The organism is Enorma burkinafasonensis (assembly GCF_902150035.1).
Taxonomy (GTDB): Bacteria; Actinomycetota; Coriobacteriia; order Coriobacteriales; family Coriobacteriaceae; genus Enorma; species Enorma burkinafasonensis.
The window spans coordinates 212,795-235,082 of record NZ_LR597502.1; the positions used below are offsets into that span (position 1 = coordinate 212,795).

A 22,288-nucleotide genomic window follows, 5' to 3' on the forward strand; every position below is an offset into this window, starting at 1 on the left:
GAAGGGCAACCTAGATGGCACTTGCGTACGAGAAGGACATGACGGTCATCGAGACGGGCATCGAGGGCCTCAAGGTGCTCGACCTGCCCGTGCACGGCGACAACCGCGGCTGGTTCAAGGAGAACTGGCAGCGCGCCAAGATGGCGCTCGGGTTGGGCCTGCCCGACCTTCGGTGGGTGCAGAACAACATCAGCTTCAATACGGAGCGCGGCGCCACGCGCGGCATCCATGCCGAGCCGTGGAACAAGTTCATCTCCATCGCGACGGGCTCGATCTTCGGCGCGTGGGTCGACCTGCGCGCGGGCAGCCCCACCTACGGCAAGGTCTACACCTGCGAGCTCGATCCGTCGAAGGCCATCTATGTGCCGCGCGGCGTGGGCAACGCCTACCAGGCGCTCGAGGACGGCACGGCCTACGTGTACCTGGTCGACGCTCACTGGTCGGCCGAGCTCAAGAAGACCTACACCTTCGTGAACCTCGCCGACCCCGAGCTTGCCATCGCGTGGCCCATCTCGCTCGATCAGTGCGAGATCTCCGAGGCCGACAAGCATCATCCCTACCTCAAGGATGTCGTGCCCATGGAGCCCAAGCGCACGCTCGTGACCGGCGCGAACGGGCAGCTCGGCCGCGCCGTCCGCGCGCTCGCCGAGAAGCGCGGGCTCACCGGCTTCGACTACTGCGACATCGACACCTTCGATATGAGCGATGCCACCGCCTACGGCAGCTACGACTGGGACCTTTACGGGACCGTGATCAACTGCGGCGCCTACACCGCGGTGGATGCCGCCGAGACGCCCGAGGGGCGCGTGCTCGCCTGGAAGGCGAACGCCCAGGGCCCGGCGCTTCTGGCACGCACCTGCGCCGAGCACGGCATCACGCTCGTGCACATCAGCTCGGACTACGTGTTCGACGGCGTGTCCGAGGAGCATGGCGAGGACGAGCCCTTCGCCCCGCTCTCCGTCTACGGGCAGAGCAAGGCAGCGGGTGACCTCGCCGTGGCGGGGTGCCCTGCGCACTACATCCTGCGCTCCAGCTGGGTGATCGGCGATGGGCGAAACTTCGTGCGCACCATGGAGGCGCTCTCGGCACGCTGCACCGACCCCGCAGACGGGCTTTCGGAGGTCACGGTCGTCGACGACCAGATCGGCCGGCTCACCTTCACGGACGAGATGGCCCGCGCCATCTTCCACCTGCTCGATGTGCAGGCGCCCTATGGCGTGTACAACTGCACCGGCTCCGGTGAGCCCGCGAGCTGGGCCGAGATCGCCCGCGAGGTCTTCGAGCGCGCGAACGGCAACGGCGACGCGGTGCGCCCCGTCACGACCGGGGAGTACTACGCGCACGCAACCGGCCCCATCGCGCCGCGGCCGCGCTACAGCACCTTGCCGCTCGGAAAGCTCGAGGCCGCAGGCTTCGAGGCGGCCGATTGGCGCCAATCGCTCGCCGCCTACCTTGGTTCTTTGTTGGTATAGTTTTAACCGTAACCGCTTTTCAGCCGTTTAGGCGGGAGCTCGGGCGATACGGTGGGAATGATGGCGGCTGCAAGATGACAATAGGAGTTTCCATGCAGAGTAGACAGATTCTAGTTACTAGATCTTCAATGCCCGAGTTCGAGGAATATGTTGAAGAAATTAGGCTTCTATGGGAGAGTCATTTCCTTACCAATATGGGCGCGAAGCATCGGGAGCTGGAACGCCGACTTATCGATTATCTGGGGATTGAGGATATCGCGCTTTTCGTGAACGGTCATAGCGCGCTTGAATGTGTTATCGAAGCCATGGATTTAAAGGGAAAGGTAATCACAACGCCCTTCACCTTCGCTTCTACAACCCATGCTATCGTTCGCATGGGATTGACTCCTGTTTTCGCAGATATTCGGGCGGATAACTACACGCTTGACCCTGAAAGCGTCGAAGCCTTAATCGATGAAGATGTTTGCGCCATTATGCCGGTGCATGTGTACGGAAACATTTGCGATGTCGATACAATCGAGGCAATTGCAAAAAAGCACTCTCTTAAGGTTATCTACGATGCCGCTCATGCCTTCGGAGTGCAGCGCAACGGCGTTCATGTCGCTACATTTGGTGATGCGTCGATGTTTTCTTTTCACGCTACGAAGGTTTTCAACACCATCGAAGGAGGAGCGGTCTGCTTTCATGACCATTCGCTGAAGGATTTATTGAATCAGTGGAAGAATTTCGGGATAACCGGGACGGAATCAGTTGAGTATATTGGTGGCAACGCGAAGATGAACGAATTTTGCGCTGCTATGGGCATTTGCAACTTGAGGCACCTACCTGATGAAATTTCAAAACGGAAGAAGGTTGCGGAACGCTATTGGGATCGATTGGAAGGTGTGCCCGGTATCGTGCTATCGAAGCCTGAGCAGGGTATAACCTCGAATTACGCATACATGCCGGTTTTGTTTGACGAGAAGCATTTCAATGCGACGCGGGACGAAGTCTATGATGTCCTGCTTTCCATTGATATCCATCCAAGAAAGTATTTCTATCCCCTGACAAGCGATTTTGATTGCTATAACGGGCGTTTCGATTCTAGATACACGCCTGTTGCGAAATACGTTTCAGATCGAATTCTCACCTTACCGATGTATGCTGACTTGTCGCTAGATGATGTCGATAGAATCTGCGACGCGGTGGTTGGGATTCGCTAAAGGAAGCTCGTCCTCAGAAAGGGGGACGAAGGACCTTTGGCGGTGGTAGAATTCTATCGATTTGATACCGCTGGCGTTATGGAATGAGACCATGAGAATACTAGCCGTTATTCCAGCTTATAACGAAGAGGAATGCATCAAGTCTACCGTTTCATCCTTGGTCGAGGCTTGTCCGCAGATAGACTATCTCGTTATAAATGACGGCTCAAAAGATGCAACGCCCATGATCTGTAGGCAGGAAGGGTTCAACTATCTGTCGCTACCTATTAATACGAAACTCGCATCTGCGTTCCAAACTGGCATGAAATACGCATGCCGTAACGGATACGATGCCGTTGTGCAATTCGATGCTGATGGTCAGCATCTACCGGAGTACATTGGCCTCATGGCAGATGCTATGGAATCCAATGATGCTGACGTTGTTATAGCATCCCGCTTGTTGGCCGGAGAAAAACCAAAGGGAGCACGGGGATTGGGCTCTCGGCTGATTTCTTTCCTGATTCGGATAACTGCAAGGGCAAAGATTACTGATTCGACCAGCGGCTTGCGTATGTACAATCGGAAGCTCATCAAGTTCTTCTCTACGGAGTTCGATACATCACCAGAACCCGACACGATTGCTCTTTTGGTTCGTAAAGGCTATTCGGTTGTGGAGATACCTGCCGTCATGCGGGATAGGCAGGGTGGTGAGAGCTACCTTGACCTTCCTCATGTCATCGGATATATGGCTCGAATGTGCACCTCTATAGTGCTTTTTCAGTGGCTTCGATAAGGTGATTGCTGTGTCTGTGTTGCTTAGACTGTTTCTTATCTCCGGTGCATTGGTTTTATTCTATTTCGTTGCATACAGGATTAGAAAATCCATGATACTGATGGGCGATGCGATTTTCTGGGTGTTGTTTTCGATTCTGCTGGTTGTGTTAGCAGTTTTTCCTGGTATTGCTTTCTGGTTCTCGGAAATGTTCGGCTTCATCTCACCGAGTAATTTCGTCTTCCTATGTATCATTGCGATACTTCTTGCTAAGATGTTCGCGAATTCCTCAGAAATATCTCTATTAAAGTACAGGATTAATGAGATTGCTCAGGAAAACGCGTTGCTTGAGAAGCGCGTGCGTGAAGAAGAGGCAAAAGAGTAGGGTATCCCCTATAGCAGGCGTCCAAAAGAACGCAACATTGCCCTAAACAACATTTCATGTTGTACAAATAACCAGGTTGCAATACGATTCGGGATGGCATCACCGGTCGGCTTTCGTGGAGTCGCAAACGCATCGTTGCGCCAGTCGGGAATAGCCTCATCGAGCCAGTGAATGCAGGAATCTAACGATTTCATGCTTTGAGAGGATCCATCACCTTTTCTGGTGTAAAAGAGGAACCAAACGATCAGGCGTACGATGTAATGAAGTGTAAGTCCTTCGATGGGAAGGCTGCGCATCTGTAAAAAGCTGTGCAGTTCGGTGAGGGTCCTGCTAAATTCCAGATTGTTCGAAGTTTTATGAAGGGTGTTAGAAACGCTTTCAGTGTTATAGAACCAGTTGTACACAGCCTGAGGCAGAATGACCGTTTTGGTGGAGAGCAGTTGAGCGGGAAGGGTGAAGTATATATCCTCCCCAATATTTGTCGATAAAAAAGAGAGATAATTTTCCCTGATAAAATCTGTTCTATAAAGCTTGGCCCATGCGGCGCTTACTTTGTATGGCGCCCACTGGGTTTCTGGTGAAGGAATGACACGGGATACGATCGTTCCATGGGTATCGGGGCGTTGAAATCCAGCGCATACGATGTCAGCATTAGCTTCAAGTGCCTTGTTGACGAGTAATTTGATTGAATCGGGTTCAAGATAGTCATCATTGTCGGCAAACATGAGGTAAACACCGCTTGCGAGAGAGATCGCCTTGTTCCTTGTGACGGCAACACCTTGGTTCTGCTGGTGATAAGCGCGAACAACGGAAGGATGACGCCTCTCGTAGCCCTCGAGGATGGAAAATGACGAATCGGAAGATCCGTCGTCAATTGCGACGATTTCAAGAGCGGGATAATCCTGGCTCAATATGCTATCGAGGCACCGTCCGATGTAGGTTTCTGCGTTATAGACGGGGATGAGGACGGAAACGACAGGATACTGTGATTCACTATAGCTCATTGCTTGCGGTTCCCCGGGAATAGGCCCGCTCGATGAGTCGGGCAAGCGGACGTGGCCAAAACCTCTGTAGCATCAAGAGGTCCTCTTCGTTGCGCTTATTGTTTGCGATGAGTTTGCTCGTGGCAGATCCTTCATGTATTCGATGGTACACAAGTATGCGCTTGTCGTATATGAACGAGCCGTCAAGGCGAGACATATGCTCCCATGTGTCCCAGTCAAGATTCGAGCTCATCTGGGTAGTAAAGGGAGGACGCGGACAACGTTCGGCATTGAAAGTGACCGAAGGGCAGCAAATGGAAGACCCAAATCGCAATATGGCTCGCTTGCGCCATGTTTTATGGGACTTTTGCTTGCTCTCAATTGGCTTAAGCAGAAGTCGTTTCACGTTCAGCAGCGTGTTCTCAGTTACCACCTTCTTGCCTCGGACTTCTCCGTAGTTTGTAAAGAAAAGAAGTGCATAGGGGTCACTGTTGAGCTCGTACACTGCATTCTTAGCATAGTCGGGGAGGTAGATATCATCTTGATGGGCTATTGTGATGTATTGCGTATGTGCCATCGAGTAGGCGAAATTCCAATCGTTTCCTATACCGCTATCGCCTTCGTTAATGTAGAGGGGGAGATCGTAGCGTTCGGCCGTAGAGCGAATCCAATCGTTTGGCGTTGATGTAGCCAAAAAGATGTCGCTGCAGTTGTCGCTTTGCGCACGAAGGGACTCGATGCATTCTGCGAGATAGGGACTCTCCCCATACGCGCAGATGGCAAAGGTATGCCTATTCCTTGTGAATGATTGCGCAGTTGACATGTTGGGCATCTTGTTATCCTCTGCCTGTCCATTCGTCGAAGTGATGCCAGCTGTTCCATTCGGGGACCCAGGTATTTCCGTGGGCCATTTTACCGGTGGTAGGATCGAAGTAGTACCAGGACCCATCCCAATACTGAAGGCCTTTAACCATGATTCCGGTGTAGTGGTCATAGCGGACCCATTTCCCACCGCTGGATTCAAGATATCGGTCGCCGTGGTACATTTCGCCTGTCCACTCGTCGAAGTAGTACCAGCCGGTGTGATCGGAATCATAGGAGAGATAGGCTTCTCCATGGGCCATCTTTCCGGTTATTACGTCGTAATAGACCCACTTACCGCCCCCGGCTTCCACATATCTCACTCCCTTGGCCATGGCGCCTGTTATGGGGTCAAAATAGTACCAAGCACCGTATCGGTAGTCTTCCCCCTTGACCATGAGCCCCTCTTCGTCGAGGCGAACCCATTTGTCAGTGGGCGGAATGTAGACATCTTGGTCGTAGGCGATTTCCCCTCCGACTTGCAGCCATCTCCATCCCCCCGCTGCCGCGTCGTACATCTCGCGGCCCTCGACCCGAATGCCGCTCTCGTACCAGTAGCGGGTTCCATTCCTGGTAATCCATCCGTTGAGGGAAGGTTCATATTCAGATAGGGGGACGAAGCGGAAGCGCTGGCTATTGGAGCCGCTTACGGACCAAAGCTGAATGGGGGAACTGTCAGCTGCCGTTTCTCCTGAAACGGTCATTACTTTGTTTTGCGATGATGCGTATACCGAAGCGATATAGCAGTAACCTGTAGAATCGCGCCAGATGGTCCATCTTTGGTTATCTCCGCCATGGTAGTCCCACTGAACAATAGGCGTTCCGTTGGCGCTTGACGGTCCCGAGACATCTAACGATTTGCCGGAGTGCTTCGCGCTGATATTGTACGATCCGTCTCCGTTGGGCGAGACGTGAAATATCTGATTGCTAGTTCCGCCTAAACGGTAGAGGGAGGCAGCCTCTCCATTTTTCAGGCTGGACCAACCGATATCGATTACGGCATTCGGTTGCCCGTCCATGCCGGAATAGCCTGATAGAAGCAGATAATCGCCTTCCGGAAGATCGGATACCTGCGTCCCGAGAGAGTCAAGTGTTACATCCGACCTGTCCAGTGCCGAGAAGGCGTTCATATCGACGTCTCCGGCGATGCCGGAGACGCTTCCAGTGGAGGAGTACTGCCATCCAATCTGCCCGTCGGCAGTAATATCGAAGGTGAGGCGAGGGCCGTACTGTGCGACCCAGGTTGTCTTGGAGTGTATATAGCTGCTATTCAGCTGGTTTTTTAGATAGCTGGTATAGCTGTAGACATGAATCTGGTCTTCATTCCAGCCATAGCCGGTAAGAGTGCTTACGTAGTGGCGAACAATCGATTCGTATGCTGCCGGAGTTGTGGGATGCTGGTGCCCAGTCCACTCCCATGCTTCAAGGTCGTAGAAGATGCCCAGTTCCGGATCTGCGTCATAGTTTGCAAGCGTTTCGCCCGTTAAATGTGCTTCGTTAGATGCGAATGTATCGTCGTACGCGTATGAGTAGAGATAGACGCCATAAGGGATGTCGAGGCGCTTTACTTCGGCGATGTTACGAGCGAACCACTTGTCCACCGTATCCTCTCCGTATCCCAGACGCAGAATCGCGCCGGCATTTGGATTCTGCGCTTTAAATGCATCCCAATCTATCTCACCCTGCCAGCTAGAAACGTCTACCACGAACATAGCGGGCGACACAAATAAATTGCCGTCTCCGTCATAGAAGGCCCTGCCTCCCGGAATATCCTCCCAATAGGGGGAGCTTGACATGGGCATGATGGCGTCTTCAGAATCTTCCCGCATGTTCCACATATGCTGGGGGTCGGGAGGCGTGGCGGAATCTGTGGAGCTATCGGCCGGCGCAGCGCTATTTTCCAGCTCGGGATTATCCGTCTCGGCCGCTTCGCGTTCTGCGAAAGCGACAGTGGGGGTAAGTAGCGTGGCGGCTAGAAGAACATATGCAACAAGATGCCTAAAACCTAAATGTGTCATGAGATATCCAGTCGATCGTGTGTACCCTGCTATGAATTGTACCAAGTGTTCTTCTATAGTGAGGATGCTTCGTGAAGTGTGGAGAAAAGCCGTCCCCTAGCAAACAAAACGCCGGTTTGCGCGACAGAAATGCTCTCTACATTATGCTTGTACTCAACGTATTTACAATGCGGCCAATTCGATAGAATATCGTGTCCGTGTGGACGTTTTGGGTGCTGGCATCTACTGAGGGGATGAGCAGTGAAGGTTATTGAGGATCATGCAAAGTTGAGTGCGCATCCGGTGGTCAGCATTCTGTGCATCACGTTTAACCAAGTCGACTATATCCGCGACGCCATCGATAGTTTCCTTGAACAAGACTTTGGTGATGATATCGAGATCCTGATCAATGATGACTGCTCAACCGATGGAACGTTGGACATACTTCTCGAGTATCAGCGGACACATCCCGACCTGTTTCGAATCGTTACCCATGAGGAGAATCAGTTTTCCAAAGGGGTCAGCCCTATGGGAGAATTTCTGGTTCCGCTCGCTCGAGGTGAGTTCATATCGATGTGCGAAGGGGACGATTACTGGACAGATCGAAACAAGCTTGCAAGGCAATTGGCTGTCATGAGGCAGCATCCGGACATCGCGGCGTGTGTTCATGCAAACGAGAATGTTCAGGCGGGAACAAAACGCCAGCTCTCTATCGTGCGCTATCGAGACCATGATTCGATGATTTCGGAACGCGATATCGTTACTCACTCCCAGTGCTATGCGACGAACAGCCTTTTTGTCCGCACCAGCGCCCTGCAGCAATATAGGGATTCTCCGTTCGGAAGTCTCAAGACAGATGGCGACCATAAGATGCTTGTCTATTTCGGTCTTGTAGCAGGAGGAATTTACTACATCAACGAAGTTATGAGTGCCTATCGCGTGCTTGCGAAGAATTCAGTCAACAGAAGCATGGTCACAAGCGCCAGATTGCCGGAAGCTGCAAGAGGTAAGTACGAAAAGCGTGTCGCCCTGTTGAAGCTTGTAGATAGGTATACCGACAATCGCCTGCATGAGCTCGTGGCACTTGGAATGGAATCGATGGAATACTCGTACTATCGAGATATTCGAGATCTTCGCACCTTGAAAAGGCGTTGGCCGAGTAAGCTGAAAGACGAAAGTTTCTTTTCGCGGGTCGATTTGTACCTGTACACATACTGTCGTCCACTTCATAAAATGCTTATCGGGCTCTATTGTCGGCTGTAGTGTGGGGATAGGGTTTTGTTGCTATGGGGCTGAAGGAACGGACAATCGGATCTCTGTTTTGGAAGATGTTCGAACAAGGGGGCGCGGCTGTAATCACCCTTGTCGTGCAGATTGTCCTTGCCCGCATTCTTGCACCAAATGAATTTGGCATGCTGGCAATCATGCTGGTTTTCGTGAATGTCGGAAATGTCATTGTCCAATCGGGGCTCAATACGGCGGTCATCCAGGCTCCCGATGTAACGGAGCGAGACTATTCCACCGTTTTTTGGATGAGCCTGCTCGTTTCTCTAATCCTGTATGCGGCGATATTCGTCAGCGCCCCTGCCGTCGCCGCGTTTTATTCCATGCCGGCGATAGTCGGTCCGCTACGTGTCCTCGTTCTCGTTTTGGTTATCAACGCATATAACGCCATTCAGGAAGCTTTTGTGGCGCGCCGGCTTGAGTTCAATAAAACGTTTCGCTCCACTATCGCCGCGGGATTTGTGTCCGGCGCAATCGGAATAGGGGTCGCCTTGACGGGCGGTGGAATTTGGGCGCTTGTGGTACAACAGTTGCTATATCAGCTTTGTAAGACCATATTCCTTGCCGCACAGGTATCGTGGCGACCTCGTCTGGTGTTTGATTGGGACAGGGCAGCCGTGCTATTTCGATTCGGGTGGAAACTGCTCGCATCGGGTTTGCTCGAGCAATGCTATCAGAGCCTCTCCGATCTCATTATCGGGCGTATCTTTACGAGCAACCAGTTGGGTTACGTTTCGCAAGGTAAGAAATATCCGCAAGCGCTTGGAAGCGTTCTGGACGGAGCGATCCAGCCGGTCATGCTCTCGGCTGTGGCGCATGTACAACAAGACAGGGATCGGGTACATCGCCTGGTTCGCCGCGCGTTGAAAACCAGTACGTTTCTAATCGTTCCCGCTATGACGCTATTTGGTCTATTGGCTCGTCCGATTGTGACGTTGTTGCTCGGTAGCAAGTGGCTGCCGTGCGTTCCATTTTTGCAGGCGTATTGCTTCGTTTATGCGTTGCTGCCAATTCATAGCACAAACCTTCAGGCTCTGAACGGAGTGGGCAGAAGCGATCTATTCTTGCGCCTTGAGGTGATAAAGAAGATACTCGGTGTCAGCATCCTGTGTTTCAATGCCTTTGTCTTAAATAGTTTGACGGCGATCGCAATTGGCTACATGTTGAGTGGAGTGATCTGCACGTTCATCAACGCTTCGCCAAACAAGAGGGTTATTGGCTACTCCTATTTGCAGCAGATTCGGGATATCGCTCCCGCGTTCGCCTTATCGTTCGCTGCGGGGCTTGTCGCTTTTCCGGTTTCGATGCTGGGGCTTTCCGATTTCATGACCATTGTGCTTCAGTCGCTTGTTATGGCAATCGGGTATCTCGGATTGGCGAAGTTGTTTCATGTGGAGGAACTCGCATATCTCCTCTCCACAATCAAGGAGATTGTTTCCTCGCGCAGAAGCAGAGCGTAGGGCATCGCAGCGATGATCCTTAACTGCGCTTACGTTTTGCGCCCCGTGCGATATCGTTTCCGGTTCTCCATTTTGTGAGGTGATCACCTGTGTGGTCGGGTTTACTCTATAGCGCTTGCATCGGGCTATCGCTCATTGTGATTCCTGGATTTGTCTTATTGCGCGCGATGTGGTTCTCCCTACCGTCCTCCTGCGTGCTCTCTCCGGTGGTTTCGGCTGCGCTGGCTGCCGTTTCCGTCGAGATCTTGTCTGTTTTAGGTATTCCCTGCGTTTGGTGGACCGTGTGTCTTGCGATGCTGCTGCCTTCTTTCGTAGTGGGTGCGTTTCGATGCGTCCGCTGCCGCCTAGGCGCTTCCGTAGACGGTGCTGATCAAATCTGCCTTTTTCAGCGCGGTGAATCCGATAAGAACGATGGGGTGAAACGCACTTGGGCAGCCATAGCGATGTCAGTCGCCATCGGCGGCGCTATCTGCATCGTGGTTTACCTTTCATCGATAGGCTCGCCCGAAGCTTTTGTCCAAAACTACGACAGCGCATTCCATGCAACTCATGTGAAGGAGATGCTCGATGCGCAGAATTACAGTTCGCTAACGAGCGGTTTCTATCCTTCACTTTGGCATGCCTTCGTAGCGATGATTTCTTCGGCTACGGGAGCGAGCTCTCTTGTGGCGGCAAATGCGTTCAATTCGGTGATAGCAACTTTTGTGTACCCGTTGAGCTCCGTTGCCCTAGTTGCGACGATTTTTCCGGGAAACTCACGAAGAGTGGCGCTGGGGGGAATATGCTGCACTTCGATTGCGTACTTCCCTTGGCGCCTCATGCTGTTTGGACCGTTATATTCCAATGTTCTGGCGTTCAGTTTTATGCCTGCTGCGGTAGCTTGCTTCATCAAGCTGGTGCTTCCCGATGCACCAGGAGGATACCGCTTGCGTTTTGGTATCATGTTCTGCTTGAGCGGAATTGCGCTGCTCTTTGCGCAGCCTAATGCAATCTTTTCCGCTGGCGTGTACCTGGTACCGTTCATCATGTGGCGTCTTTACGCCGGTTGCATTCAGAATGGGTCGGAGGCTAAATACCGCTTCAAGGGTGTTACGCTCGCTGTTCTTTTTTCTGTCCTTGTCGCGGCGGTGTGGATTGCCCTCGCCTCGTCGCAGTTCCTTCAGGCGACGGTTACGTACGCGCGGGATACGCCGCTTTGCCTCTCGGATGCCTTGAAATGGGCCTTTCATCTATCGTTCGTGTTGAGGCGCCCTCAATTCATAGCCGGGACCCTCATCGCATTCGGTGGCATTGCCCTGCTTGCTGAGCGGGGAAGGCGATGGGTCGTCTTTTCGTATTTGCTTTCGATCTTGTTATACGTCGTCGCCGTAAGCTTCGATGGGCATTTTCGAGAGCTGTTGACGGGCTTCTGGTATAACGACTATCACCGCCTAGCCGCTGCGGCAAGCGTGTTCGCTGTTCCCTTGCTCGTAGCAGGCTTGGATTCCTGCCTGCTGCTTCTTTCTCGTATCGCTGGTTTGATCGCCGATCGCATCCAGTGCGATCCCAAACGTTTCTCTGCAGAGAAAATGCGGAAGACCGTTTGTATCAGCGCATTGCTTCTGCTCATGATCACGAACGCATTTCCGTTGCCGTTTCTCCCGCCCTCAATTCGATCGACCGGTTTTGATGCGGTGCGATTTGAGTTGAACGACATGTACGATACTGCTGGGGTGGGACCGCTCGATGCAGAAGAGCTGGCCTTTTTGGATCGGGTTGAATCAGAGGTTGGCAACGAGGCTGTTATTGCGAATCAGCCCTTCGACGGCAGCGTCTTCGCATATGCTACGAATGATTTAAACGTTCTATTCGATAGGTATAATCCCCCCACCGACGAGGTGCACGATGCGGTGCGATTCGAGTTGTTCTCTATCGCCGATAACGAGGAGGTCGCGCTGGCGGCGAGGGAATTGTCTGTCGAATATGTGCTTCAATTAGATGCCGGCGAAAACGCGAATGGCAATGCTTCCAATTCGACGATTTACGCTTTTGCCTATGTCGAGGACACTTGGACGGGCATTAACGAGATCGACGAAAACACCCCGGGTTTTACGCTGCTGCTCAGTGAAGGCGATATGAGGCTGTATCGAGTTGATTGGGCTGATTCCGGCGTATAGCCAATATGGCGGCTGTGGTCATTAGTTCGATCTTGCGCCGGTTCAGACGACTGCGGTGGAGTGCTCGAACGTTTCGGCAGGGTTGAAAGGGGACGTTTTCTCTGCCTACAATAATTGCTTGTTCATTGGTCGATTCTAGGGACGGAGATGGGTGACTCTATGCAGAAGAGCCCTCATTCTAGGAAGCGGGAACACGGGGAGCTGCCGGTCCTTTACATGGTGAGCCCCTGTTTCAACGAGCAGGATGTGCTGCCAAAATCATATAAGCTGTTTCTGGAGCAGCTCCATAAGCTCGTTTCCGATGGAATCGTTTCGCCTGAGAGCCGTATCCTATTCGTTGACGATGGAAGCTCCGATGCCACTTGGCAAATTATCGAGAGGCTATCGGACTCGCATGCGGAAATTGAGGGCATATCCCTCTCGGGAAATCGTGGCCATCAGAATGCCTTGACTGCCGGGTTACTGGTTTCCATGAATCGATGCGATGTCTGCATCTCGCTCGACTGCGATGGACAACATGATCCTGCGGTGATGCGCGAGATGCTTGCGAAATATGACGAGGGGTTCGACGTTGTATATGCAGTTAGGACCAGCAGGGATACCGATTCCTTTTTTAAGAAGGTGACCTCTCAGGGGTTTTACGGCCTGCTTAGGGTCATGGGAGTGGACACCATTCCGAACGCCGCCGATTTTCGTCTTATGTCTGCTCGTGTATTGCGTGCCTTTGCCCGCTACCGCGAGGTCAATCTGTACCTCCGTGGATTGGTTCCGCTGCTGGGCTTCAAAAGCACGACAATCGAATATACATGCAGAGAGCGCTTGGCAGGGCATAGCCACTATTCGTTGAAAAAGATGCTCTCTCTTGCTGGCAATGGCATCACCAGCATGTCCGTTCAGCCGCTCCATATCATCTTCGTTCTCGGAGCCGCCTGTACCGTTCTCGGGCTTGTTTGGATCGTCTACAATCTGGTTGCTTTTTTTATGGGCCATGCGGTTCCTGGCTGGACGAGCACCATATGCGCCATCTGCTTATTCGGGGGCGTTCAGCTGCTGTCGCTGGGCATCATAGGGGAATATGTGGGGAAAATATACTTGGAGGCTAAGGCTCGTCCCCGGTTTTTTGGTAGAGGAATCGACTTTCACCGATCTTTCGTATGAAGAGAAACTGGACGATGTGTCGCTGTCCAGCTAGATGCCCTTTTGAACAGCAATCGACGGCGGAAGGGCGGCGGCTATCTCGTATTGAGTGTGATAGAGGCAAGAAATCGAACAATATCTATTCAGTTGTTTGCGCCTAGTGGGGGCATCTGTGCGATAGTATTGCCTAGTTAACCATCTCGGTAGAAAAAGGGATTGTATGATCGACTATAGGCTCTGCAACGTTCTTATGTCTGACGGTAGTCGTACGAACGATTATCCAGATCTTTATTACAAGCAGAAGAAGCCTATCGGCGTGGAGGAAGGCCAGTTCCGCTTTTCCCAGCCGTCATACAGCAAGTATGACTTCGCTACGTATTTCAACGCTTTCTCATTCCAGAAGTGGAAACGCTATACCGTTGTCGACAACGTCTGGATTCGCATTGTTGCACGAGGGTCATTCAGGGTTGAGTTCACTGAGTACCGAGCTACCCAGGCGGCACCCAAGCGCGATGTGGTTGCTGATCGTAAGTATGATTTCGACGATTATGGCGTTGTTGACTTTGAGTATCCGGCCGATACCGATGCGGCACTCCTCGCCTTTGAGGTAACTACGTTTTCAATGCTTGACGTAAAGGAGATCTACTACTACACAAAGATCGATGAGTCTAAGCTCCGTGACGTCGAACTTGCTGTGGCGACGACCACCTTCCAGAAAGAGGACTTCATCCTCCCCAATATCGAACTCGTCAAGCGTGAGGTGCTTGGCTGCGCAGAGCCGATTGCCGGGCATTTCACGTTCCATGTCGTCGACAACGGTAGGACGTTAGACAAGGAAGCTCTTGAGGGGTCTGGCGTCTTTATTCACCCCAACCCCAATGTGGGCGGGGCCGGCGGCTTCACTCGCGGCATGATTGAGGCTATGGAGCAGGAGCGCAAAGCGACCCACGTGCTTCTGATGGATGATGATGTCCAGATTTCCCCCGAGAGTCTCAAGCGTACCTACAACCTGCTTACGCTCGTGAACGATGAGTATGTCGATGCCTTCTTGAGCGGCGCCATGCTCTCCTACGAGAAGCAGGATGAGTTCTATGAGGATATCGGCTATGTTCGTCACTACGGTGTCTACGGCCCCGTCAAGAACCATGCAGATCTGAGCAGGTTGGAGGACATCGTTCGGCTGGAGACCGTTCAATCGAAGCGCGGAAATAAATATGCCGGATGGTGGTATTGCTGCATTCCGATGGCCTCCATCGACAGGTACGGCCTGCCGCTTCCCTTGTTCATCCGTGGTGACGATGCGGAGTACGGCAACCGCTGCTCCAGGCGTTTCATTACACTCAACGGAATTTGTATCTGGCACTTGACGCTTGCCTACAAGTTCCGTGCCGCGTTCGAGCGCTACCAGGTGCCGCGAAACTCCCTTATTGCGCAGGCAACGACAGGTATCTATCAGGACGTCGACTTCATTCGCAACTTCAAGGACAATGTCCAGCTTGATCTCAAGACCTTCAACTATGATGCTGTTGAGCTGTCCCTGCAGGCTATCGAAGACTTCATGAAGGGCCCCGACTTCATCAAACAGGCTGATGGAAGCGCTCTCATCAAAGAGCTCACGAAGAAGAACGACAAGCTTCTTCCCATTGACCAAATTGACGAGTACGTAATCGACTCGGTTGAGTTTGACCCGCAGTTCCTCTACCAGCCGCAGAACAGGACGTTCTTCCAGCGCGCGTTTGACTATCTAACGGTCAACGGCCATCGTTTTGTTCCCAAATTCATGCTCAAAGACGAGGTCGCGGTCATTCCATATGATGGCTGGTACTATGCTCCGAATCAGATTCGACGTCACACAAAGCTGCTTTCGGTTACGCGCGATGGGCGCGAGGCGCTCTATCGCACGATGGATCGTGCTCGGTTCAAACCGCTCTATAAGCGTTACAAAAAGGATCTCGCCCTCTACGAGCGCAACAGAAAGAGCATCGATGAGGCATATCGTTCTGCCCGCAAGGAGCTCACTTCTGTGGAATTCTGGAAAAGCTATCTCGGCATATAGCTGAACTACATCATCCGTATGATGGGGCGGGCCATGTGGATGCATGACCCGCCGCGCGTATATCGATTCCTTGTCCGCATTTGGCTCAGGATCTCAGGCTATATGACCACAAGATCGTTTCTTAACCCCGTCAGAAGAAATCCTGGTCCTTGCTGCAGATCCCCCCAGTCGGTCCCATCGCTCCGTTCCAGACTGCCGCCATCCAGGTGTTCAAATGCTCCGCTTTCTGCTTGGGCTTCGAGGCTAATGCGCGGGCCTTATTCGTACGTGAAACCGCTAGCTATCTATACGGGCAGCCGTTTCGACGATGCGTGCCCCTATAAGCCTGATTCGCTTCATAGTATCTAGTGAGGGGGCAGCGCTTGCTTGCGCTGCCCCCTCCTTGATCGAAAGCGATATCCAGATGCATTAGTAGTGAGGATGCCCGCCTCCAAGGAAATCGCGGTCGAGTGGGCCAATCGTGACGCCAATTCGGACACCATTTACATAGTGGCCTGCAGCATGGATCATCTTCGGGGTTCCATCTACGACGCCGAGATAGATTGCGGCGTGACGCAGGTTGTTCCAGCTGGAGCCAAAGAAGAGGATATCGCCAGGCTCTAGTTCGTCGATGCTGGTAACCATCCCGCCATGGTCCCTAATATATTCTGATTGCGCGTTGAAAGAGCTGTCCACGCGCGAATCATAAACCTTCACTCCCGCCTGATCGTATACCCATGCGGTAAATCCGTCACAGCTGAAGGCATTGGGACCCAGGCCGGCATGCTGATACGGGGCGCCAAGCTTGCTCAGGGCAATCCTGACGATCTCGTTCGAGTCGACATTCGCGGTATCAAGAAGCGCACCCGTCATCTCATCAAACGTGAGCCGGACACCATCCACCTCTTGAGTGCCATAGAGCATCCAGCCGAAGGTCTCGTCGTACAAAACGGTCTTTTCAGTTCCGTCACTCGTGGTGATCGTTGTGAGGCCTTTCTGCATCGCACCGGTCATGGTGTCGAAATACCACCAATGGACTTGACCATCAGCCTTCGAGACGCGCTGGTCCTCGCCATGGACCATGGTGCCATCCGTATCATATCGAACCCATTTGCCGCCGTCATCAGTAGGGAGATACACGTCTTCATCGATAGCCATCACGCCGGTCCAGGTATCGAAGTAGAACCAGCCCGTGCCATAGTTGCCATAGCGTTCCAAGGAGAGCTCGGCTTCGCCGTGAAGCATCTCTCCGGTCCATTCGTCAAAGTAATATGTGCCACGTTCTTCAACAAAAACGCCGTGGATCATATGGCCCTGCTCGTCATAGCGAACCCATTTGTTTAGTTCCGAGAGCCACACCTCCTCGTCGTGAGACATGGTGCCATCTTCGTGGAAGTAATACCATGACTCCGTCTCGGCGTCGTAAAGCTCTTTGTTCCGGTACATCTCCCCATTGGAGAACCAGTACATCTCACCGTTCTCGTCGGACCGCGCCCACCCCGTGTACGCACCGTTGCTCTGCGCTTGTTCAAGCGAAACGATCGATGAGGCTCCGTTATCGACTGCATAAGCAGTCGACGGGGCTGACGTTACCAATCCTGCCGTAGCGGTTCCCAGAATAAGAGCGGATCCAAAGAGGTGACGGAACGGGTGTTTATTGGCTGCCATCATATTCCCCACTTATTTGATGTTTACAGAATTGGGGTAATTCTACTACATATTCACCCTGCTCATTCTCGCTGCGCGAATTCTCGATATTCCATACGGGGGGATAGTGTGATATTAGAAGCACATTAGCTGCGATTATGCTTGTCCACAATTCAAAGGTGGTGTCTGCAGGGAATTAAGAGATTCGAATCCCTATAATGATGAGGTAAAATGGCTCAGAATGCGCCGTCTTGTCTGGAGGGAACCAATGCAACTGCCGCGCTTTTCTTGGCGTCGCAACGCTGTGCTTGCGCTTGCGATGATGTCGTCCTTGTCTGTCTCTGCCGCTCTTTCTTCTGAGTCGGCATATGCCGAAGACATGAACCAGGTCAAATCAACGGGAGGTGCCGTCTCCGTCCAGACCATGACAGCGGATGGCCTTCAGAGCGGTGTCTCTACTTCCACAGATTTGATGCCAGGAGAATCGTTCAGTGCCAGCAATGAACTTTTCGATGTCGAAAATGGGCAGGAGCCCGGTGTCCCGGGCGGCCAGCAGCCCGGTGACGAGGGCGGCCAGCAGCCTGGGGAGGAGCCCGGTGTCCCGGGCGGCCGGCAGCCCGGTGACGAGGGCGGTCAGCAGCCTGGGGAGGAGCCCGGTGTCCCGGGCGGCCAGCAGCCCGGTGACGAGGGCGGCCAGCAGCCCGGTGACGAGGGCGAGCACTCCACCGATAGCGAAACTGGGGACTCGGATGACGGTCTTGATTCGGATGTCCAAGATGGTTGGGTCGAGCTTGACGGCAAGAAGTACTGGTATGTAGATGGTGCGCCGGTTACGAACAACATTGTCGTTGATCCAGAAACGGGGGCAAAATACTGGGCTTCCGAAGACGGATCGATTGTCGTGGGGGAGGATGTTTACGTTCCTCGCGATCCTTCATCGGTCGATCATGAAGAGTGGGCATCCAGCGATGCATACCGTAATGAGAACGGGATGTGGATTCGCCTTGGGTCCGATGGCGAGATGGTGCTCGGCGAAGACAACCATAACGGCCATTGGTATTACTTCGATCCTAACACCGGCGAGATGATGAAAGGCTTTACCTTCCAGTCCGGTAAGTGGGTCTATTACGATGACATCATGGGCTGGATGGTTTACGGCGAGCAGTATCGCCCGGCGAATGACACAGATACGCAGCTCCATTGGTATTACTTTGACGAATGGACCGGTGCTACAACATACAAGTGGCGCTACATTCAGCAGGGTTCCTCTGGCAAATGGGTGTATTACGACGATTATATGGGCTGGATGGTATACGGCGAGCAGTATCGCCCGGCGAATAACTCCGATACGCAGCTCCATTGGTATTACTTTGACGAGTGGACCGGCGCAACCACCTATCGCTGGAAGTACGTAGCGTCACAAAATAAGACCGTTTATTACGATGACTATATGGGCTGGATGATCTACGGGTGGCGCGATACCGGAGACCATCAATACGGAGTAGGAACGAATTGGCATTTCTTTGACCGGTATACCGGCGCTCTGATGACGGGGAACGATCGCAACAATTCCGCTTTCGACTGTTACAACAATATTAGGGGAGGCTCAAGCAAAACCCCCTATTACATCGTGGTGGACAAGAACAATTTCCGCACGGTGATTTTCCAGTGGAGTGGTTCCGATTGGGATGTGGCCAAGGTGTTTCGCTGCGGGCTGGGTCGACCTGAGGCGAATAATGGCAGGGGTACGCAGGAGGGCTTCTGGTACCTCGGTGAAAATGTTCCCTCGCGGCCGGTTCCCAGTTACATGTGGCGTGCGAATTACGATCGCATGTTTAACGATACGACCTCGGGTGTTAAGTACCGCGTCCATTACATTTGGGATCAGGGCTTCCACTCTACGGTCTATACGAGCAGCACCCCTCCTGAGCAGCAGCTCGAGCGCTATATCAGCGATGGTTGCGTGCGCTTGCTAGAAGAGGACGCTGCCTGGCTGTATAACAACTGCGCTAACGGAACGCGGGTTTATATCTTCAGCCGTTATTAAAGTCGTTTCAAACTGACATTCTAGATGGCCGAGCGTGCGATTCGCTCGGCCATCTTTTTTCAAAATGAACGTTAGATTATTTTGGCAGCAGCCGATTGATCAGGGGGATACGTTCAATTGCTGCAACTACGATGGTCGTTACCGCGAGGCATATTGCAATAATTACCAGCAGGAAAACCATCGTAAGCAAGGGCGGGAGCTCGGACCCATTCGGAATAAAGGGGCTAATCGGGTGGTCGCCAACGGTAATTTGAACAATAAACAGTGAGAATATGTGCAGAATATAAATGCCGAAGGTTCTCTTTCCTATTGTCTCGCTGATAGCGGCAATGCTGTGCGGATATTGTACGTTCAAGAGAATTAGGTACAGTGAGCTGGAAAGAAAGAGAGTGAATACATTGGTGTAATTCGGAGTGACCGTAAAAAAGCTCCCTAGGTCAGCCGCTTGATTCGGGTGGAGATAAGCCACTTGATATCGATTGAGAAGCAGCAGAATTGCGTATGAGATCGCTCCAAGTGCCAGGATGGTCTTTGTATTGCCGTGAAGCAGGGAGGCTATTCTGCCCTTGGTGGGCATGGCGGCACTATTGCCGAGAATAAACGATCTGTACAGCAGGCCTCCAACAAAGAAATAGACTACATATACGGCGTTTTCACTCATCGGGACAAAGACCGGAAGATGGGCCAGCACGGTTGAGAAGCCGCCGGTGCCAAGGATGGTGTCAAGGGGCTTAAGAACCATCGAAAACGTCGGGCTTCCAAAGGTGCATATTAGGGTGATGACAAATCCGAGTTTCAGATACCTCGCATCCTTGCAATCAAATAGGTGCTTCCAGAGCGGAAGGAATGCATATAAACCAATATACATATTCATAAACCACAAGTACTTGAGCTGCCAATAAGGGGGATCACCGCCAAAGAGATACTCAATGACGATGCGAGGCGTTACGGCAACATCGTCAAAATCCCAAAAGAAATGGCAGAATGCAAGGCCTATAACCTTCCAGATACAGGTGAGAACAATCAATGAGATAAGGCGATTCCGCCATTTTTGGAAACTGAATGGCCGATTAAGCAACAACGCACCGTTTACCATTAAAAAAAGGGGGACGCTGGAAACCGTAAAAATGGTGAATGCGGCAGCCCACCATGTTTTAGGAAAAGAGGGCATTACGCCAACCATATGAATAAGGAGAACGAAGAAGATGCTCCAAGTCTTAATCACATCAAGGCATACAATACGCTTCTTGTGCTCGGATGCCATCAAAACCTCCCGCAAGGTAGGTAACGCTGTCCTGTACCACTATTATGATTGTCTTTGGAATAGTAATCCAACCCGGATGATTGAGGAGAGTCGAGGACTTCCGGCTAGGAAATGTCGGACACGTTAAAATCATTCTAAACGTAGGGTCGCCATCTTTGTTATTTCGTGAGAGTGCGTCTCTGCTGTTTTGCTATTGAGGGCGATCGGAAGGCATTCTCTATATGAACCGCTGTGCCAAAGCTTTTGTAATGGAGTCTCGCTACACATATGCTGTTGCGGCCGCATTGACATTACTTGGGTTGTGCGCCGGCATGGTGTGGGGCGGCATATATCCCTTCGGCGACTTCTCCATAGCTCGCTACGACGCCATTTTTCAGTACACAGGCTTTATTGGCTGGTTTTCTGAAGTCCTTCGAGGTGGTGGCGACGTAGCTTATTCGTTTGCGAAGTCTTTGGGTGGAGGAACGATCAGCCTTTATGGGTTCATCTTGTCAAGCCCATTCAATCTTCTCGCAGTCTTTTTTGCCCCAAGTGATATTCCGAAATTTCTTTCGCTGCTTTACTGCCTTAAACTGACCGCCGCAAGTCTCACGTGTCTCATATTCATAAGAGCGCGATTTGGATACACCAAGATATGGGGCGCTATGTTGGCCGCCGGCTATGCGTTGGCGATGACGAACTTCACGGCTGGCAGCAACATCATGTGGCTTGACGCGGTGTATATGTTGCCGGTTGTTTGTCTTGGATTGCACAGGTTGATTGCCGAGGGGAGGGTTTCCCTACTCTTTTTCTCCGTCGCCCTGTCGATCCTTTTTAACTGGTACAGCGCTTATATGGTCTGCTTGTATACAATAGCGTTTTTTGTTGTTGACAGCTGGCTTTGCAATCGGATCTCGCTGCGACCGTTTATTAAGTCGGGTCTGCTTTACGCCCTTATTATGGTTTTCGCACTCCTGGCGAGCATGGTGCTGTTCTTCCCGGTAATAAAATACATGCTCACAAGCTCGGCGGTTGAGCAGTCGAGTACAGATTCCATCTCTCTATCGCTGTCTGCAAGTCCGTCAACCTTTCTTGGGTACTTTTTCTTCTCTGATAACGTCTGGCCCCCGATGGGTAACCTGCCCGTTTCGGGAGTGATTCTTCTCCTTTCGACCCTAACGCTGTTCATCGGATCTTTTCGGACGAAGATTGCGCTTCTGGCCAGCTGGTTCTTTTTCTATCTAAGCAGTTGCTGGCCACCGCTGTCCCTCGTGTGGACGGGTTTCATGCGAGGGTTGATTTCCGATCCCAACCGAACACATTGAGCTGACGGCACGCTCCCGCAGTTAACCGAACGCCCCCGAGGTCCTATCCGGGCCCCGGGGGCGGCATTTTCCCAGTTGAAGGAATGGTGGAGATGTGTTTCGATGGGTCCGGTGGCCATGCTCCGCCCGCCGCCCGGCACCTCTTCCCAGACTCAGCCGGACGGTCGGTCCGTCTATTCCGTTTTTCTCCTAGGCTAGGCCAGCGGGGCATCGCCCCTCTCTGCGCGCGCCCTCTCGATGAGCCCCGGCGTCAGGTCGAGATCGCCGAGCGGCACGTCCTCCACGCCGTAGGCGTCCAGCAGC

16 protein-coding genes are annotated in these 22,288 nt (G+C 52.4%); 11 read left to right on the plus strand and 5 right to left on the minus strand.

Annotation, left to right across the window (positions count from 1 at the left end; genetic code table 11):
* Window positions 1-14 precede the first annotated feature (14 nt).
* The 4 genes from FS885_RS02415 to FS885_RS02430 all read left to right on the plus strand — a co-directional run bounded on the left by FS885_RS02415 (window position 15) and on the right by FS885_RS02430 (window position 3,810).
* Window positions 15-1,472, plus strand: a complete 1,458-nt coding sequence (locus FS885_RS02415; RefSeq protein ID WP_144743404.1) for a sugar nucleotide-binding protein — start codon at window positions 15-17, stop codon at window positions 1,470-1,472.
* 92 nt (window positions 1,473-1,564) lie between these two features.
* Entirely contained in the window at window positions 1,565-2,674 is a 1,110-nt protein-coding gene (locus FS885_RS02420; protein ID WP_144743405.1) for a DegT/DnrJ/EryC1/StrS family aminotransferase, read from the plus strand.
* A gap of 91 nt (window positions 2,675-2,765) precedes the next feature.
* Window positions 2,766-3,446 carry a glycosyltransferase family 2 protein gene (locus tag FS885_RS02425; protein WP_144743406.1) on the plus strand — a complete coding sequence of 227 codons (681 nt, stop codon included), beginning with the start codon at window positions 2,766-2,768 and terminating at the stop codon, window positions 3,444-3,446.
* A 10-nt stretch (window positions 3,447-3,456) separates the two neighbouring features.
* Window positions 3,457-3,810 (plus strand): DUF2304 domain-containing protein, encoded by a 354-nt coding sequence (locus FS885_RS02430; RefSeq protein WP_186365746.1) that lies wholly within the window; start codon window positions 3,457-3,459, stop codon window positions 3,808-3,810.
* Between the two features lie 8 nt (window positions 3,811-3,818).
* Here FS885_RS02430 and FS885_RS02435 read toward each other — a convergent pair whose 3' ends face one another.
* The 3 genes from FS885_RS02435 to FS885_RS02445 are packed head-to-tail and all read right to left on the minus strand — an operon-like array spanning window position 3,819 to window position 7,672.
* A complete protein-coding gene (locus FS885_RS02435; RefSeq protein WP_144743408.1) occupies window positions 3,819-4,814 on the minus strand; it encodes a glycosyltransferase family 2 protein in 996 nt (331 codons plus the stop codon).
* A complete protein-coding gene (locus FS885_RS02440) occupies window positions 4,804-5,625 on the minus strand; it encodes a glycosyltransferase family A protein (RefSeq protein WP_246060722.1) in 822 nt (273 codons plus the stop codon). The genes FS885_RS02435 and FS885_RS02440 overlap by 11 nt, the downstream gene beginning before the upstream one ends.
* A gap of 4 nt (window positions 5,626-5,629) precedes the next feature.
* Window positions 5,630-7,672, minus strand: a complete 2,043-nt coding sequence (locus FS885_RS02445; protein ID WP_144743409.1) for an RICIN domain-containing protein — start codon at window positions 7,670-7,672, stop codon at window positions 5,630-5,632.
* A 240-nt stretch (window positions 7,673-7,912) separates the two neighbouring features.
* Here FS885_RS02445 and FS885_RS02450 point away from each other — a divergent pair, with 240 nt between their 5' ends.
* The 5 genes from FS885_RS02450 to FS885_RS02470 all read left to right on the plus strand — a co-directional run bounded on the left by FS885_RS02450 (window position 7,913) and on the right by FS885_RS02470 (window position 15,744).
* Window positions 7,913-8,914, plus strand: coding sequence for a glycosyltransferase (locus tag FS885_RS02450; RefSeq protein ID WP_144743410.1), 1,002 nt, complete (start codon window positions 7,913-7,915; stop codon window positions 8,912-8,914).
* Window positions 8,915-8,937: 23 nt separating this feature from the next.
* Complete coding sequence (locus FS885_RS02455; RefSeq protein ID WP_144743411.1) at window positions 8,938-10,395, plus strand: lipopolysaccharide biosynthesis protein; 1,458 nt, start codon at window positions 8,938-8,940, stop codon at window positions 10,393-10,395.
* A gap of 89 nt (window positions 10,396-10,484) precedes the next feature.
* The gene (locus FS885_RS02460; RefSeq protein WP_144743412.1) at window positions 10,485-12,551 is read left to right on the plus strand and encodes a DUF6541 family protein; all 2,067 of its coding nucleotides are present in this window, start codon (window positions 10,485-10,487) and stop codon (window positions 12,549-12,551) included.
* Between the two features lie 147 nt (window positions 12,552-12,698).
* The gene (locus tag FS885_RS02465; protein ID WP_246060724.1) at window positions 12,699-13,709 is read left to right on the plus strand and encodes a glycosyltransferase family 2 protein; all 1,011 of its coding nucleotides are present in this window, start codon (window positions 12,699-12,701) and stop codon (window positions 13,707-13,709) included.
* Window positions 13,710-13,908: 199 nt separating this feature from the next.
* Window positions 13,909-15,744 carry a glycosyltransferase gene (locus FS885_RS02470; RefSeq protein ID WP_144743413.1) on the plus strand — a complete coding sequence of 612 codons (1,836 nt, stop codon included), beginning with the start codon at window positions 13,909-13,911 and terminating at the stop codon, window positions 15,742-15,744.
* Between the two features lie 408 nt (window positions 15,745-16,152).
* Here FS885_RS02470 and FS885_RS02475 read toward each other — a convergent pair whose 3' ends face one another.
* Window positions 16,153-17,391: an NlpC/P60 family protein gene (locus FS885_RS02475; protein WP_186365747.1), complete on the minus strand. Its 1,239-nt coding sequence runs from the start codon at window positions 17,389-17,391 to the stop codon at window positions 16,153-16,155.
* Between the two features lie 247 nt (window positions 17,392-17,638).
* On the opposite strand from FS885_RS02475, the gene FS885_RS10115 reads away from it, so the two are divergent.
* Window positions 17,639-19,417, plus strand: coding sequence for a L,D-transpeptidase family protein (locus FS885_RS10115; protein ID WP_186365748.1), 1,779 nt, complete (start codon window positions 17,639-17,641; stop codon window positions 19,415-19,417).
* 76 nt (window positions 19,418-19,493) lie between these two features.
* Here the strand turns inward: FS885_RS10115 and FS885_RS02490 are convergent, their stop codons facing one another.
* Window positions 19,494-20,681: an acyltransferase gene (locus FS885_RS02490; protein WP_144743416.1), complete on the minus strand. Its 1,188-nt coding sequence runs from the start codon at window positions 20,679-20,681 to the stop codon at window positions 19,494-19,496.
* A 248-nt stretch (window positions 20,682-20,929) separates the two neighbouring features.
* Here FS885_RS02490 and FS885_RS02495 point away from each other — a divergent pair, with 248 nt between their 5' ends.
* Window positions 20,930-21,985, plus strand: a complete 1,056-nt coding sequence (locus FS885_RS02495; protein WP_186365749.1) for a YfhO family protein — start codon at window positions 20,930-20,932, stop codon at window positions 21,983-21,985.
* Window positions 21,986-22,288 lie beyond the last annotated feature (303 nt).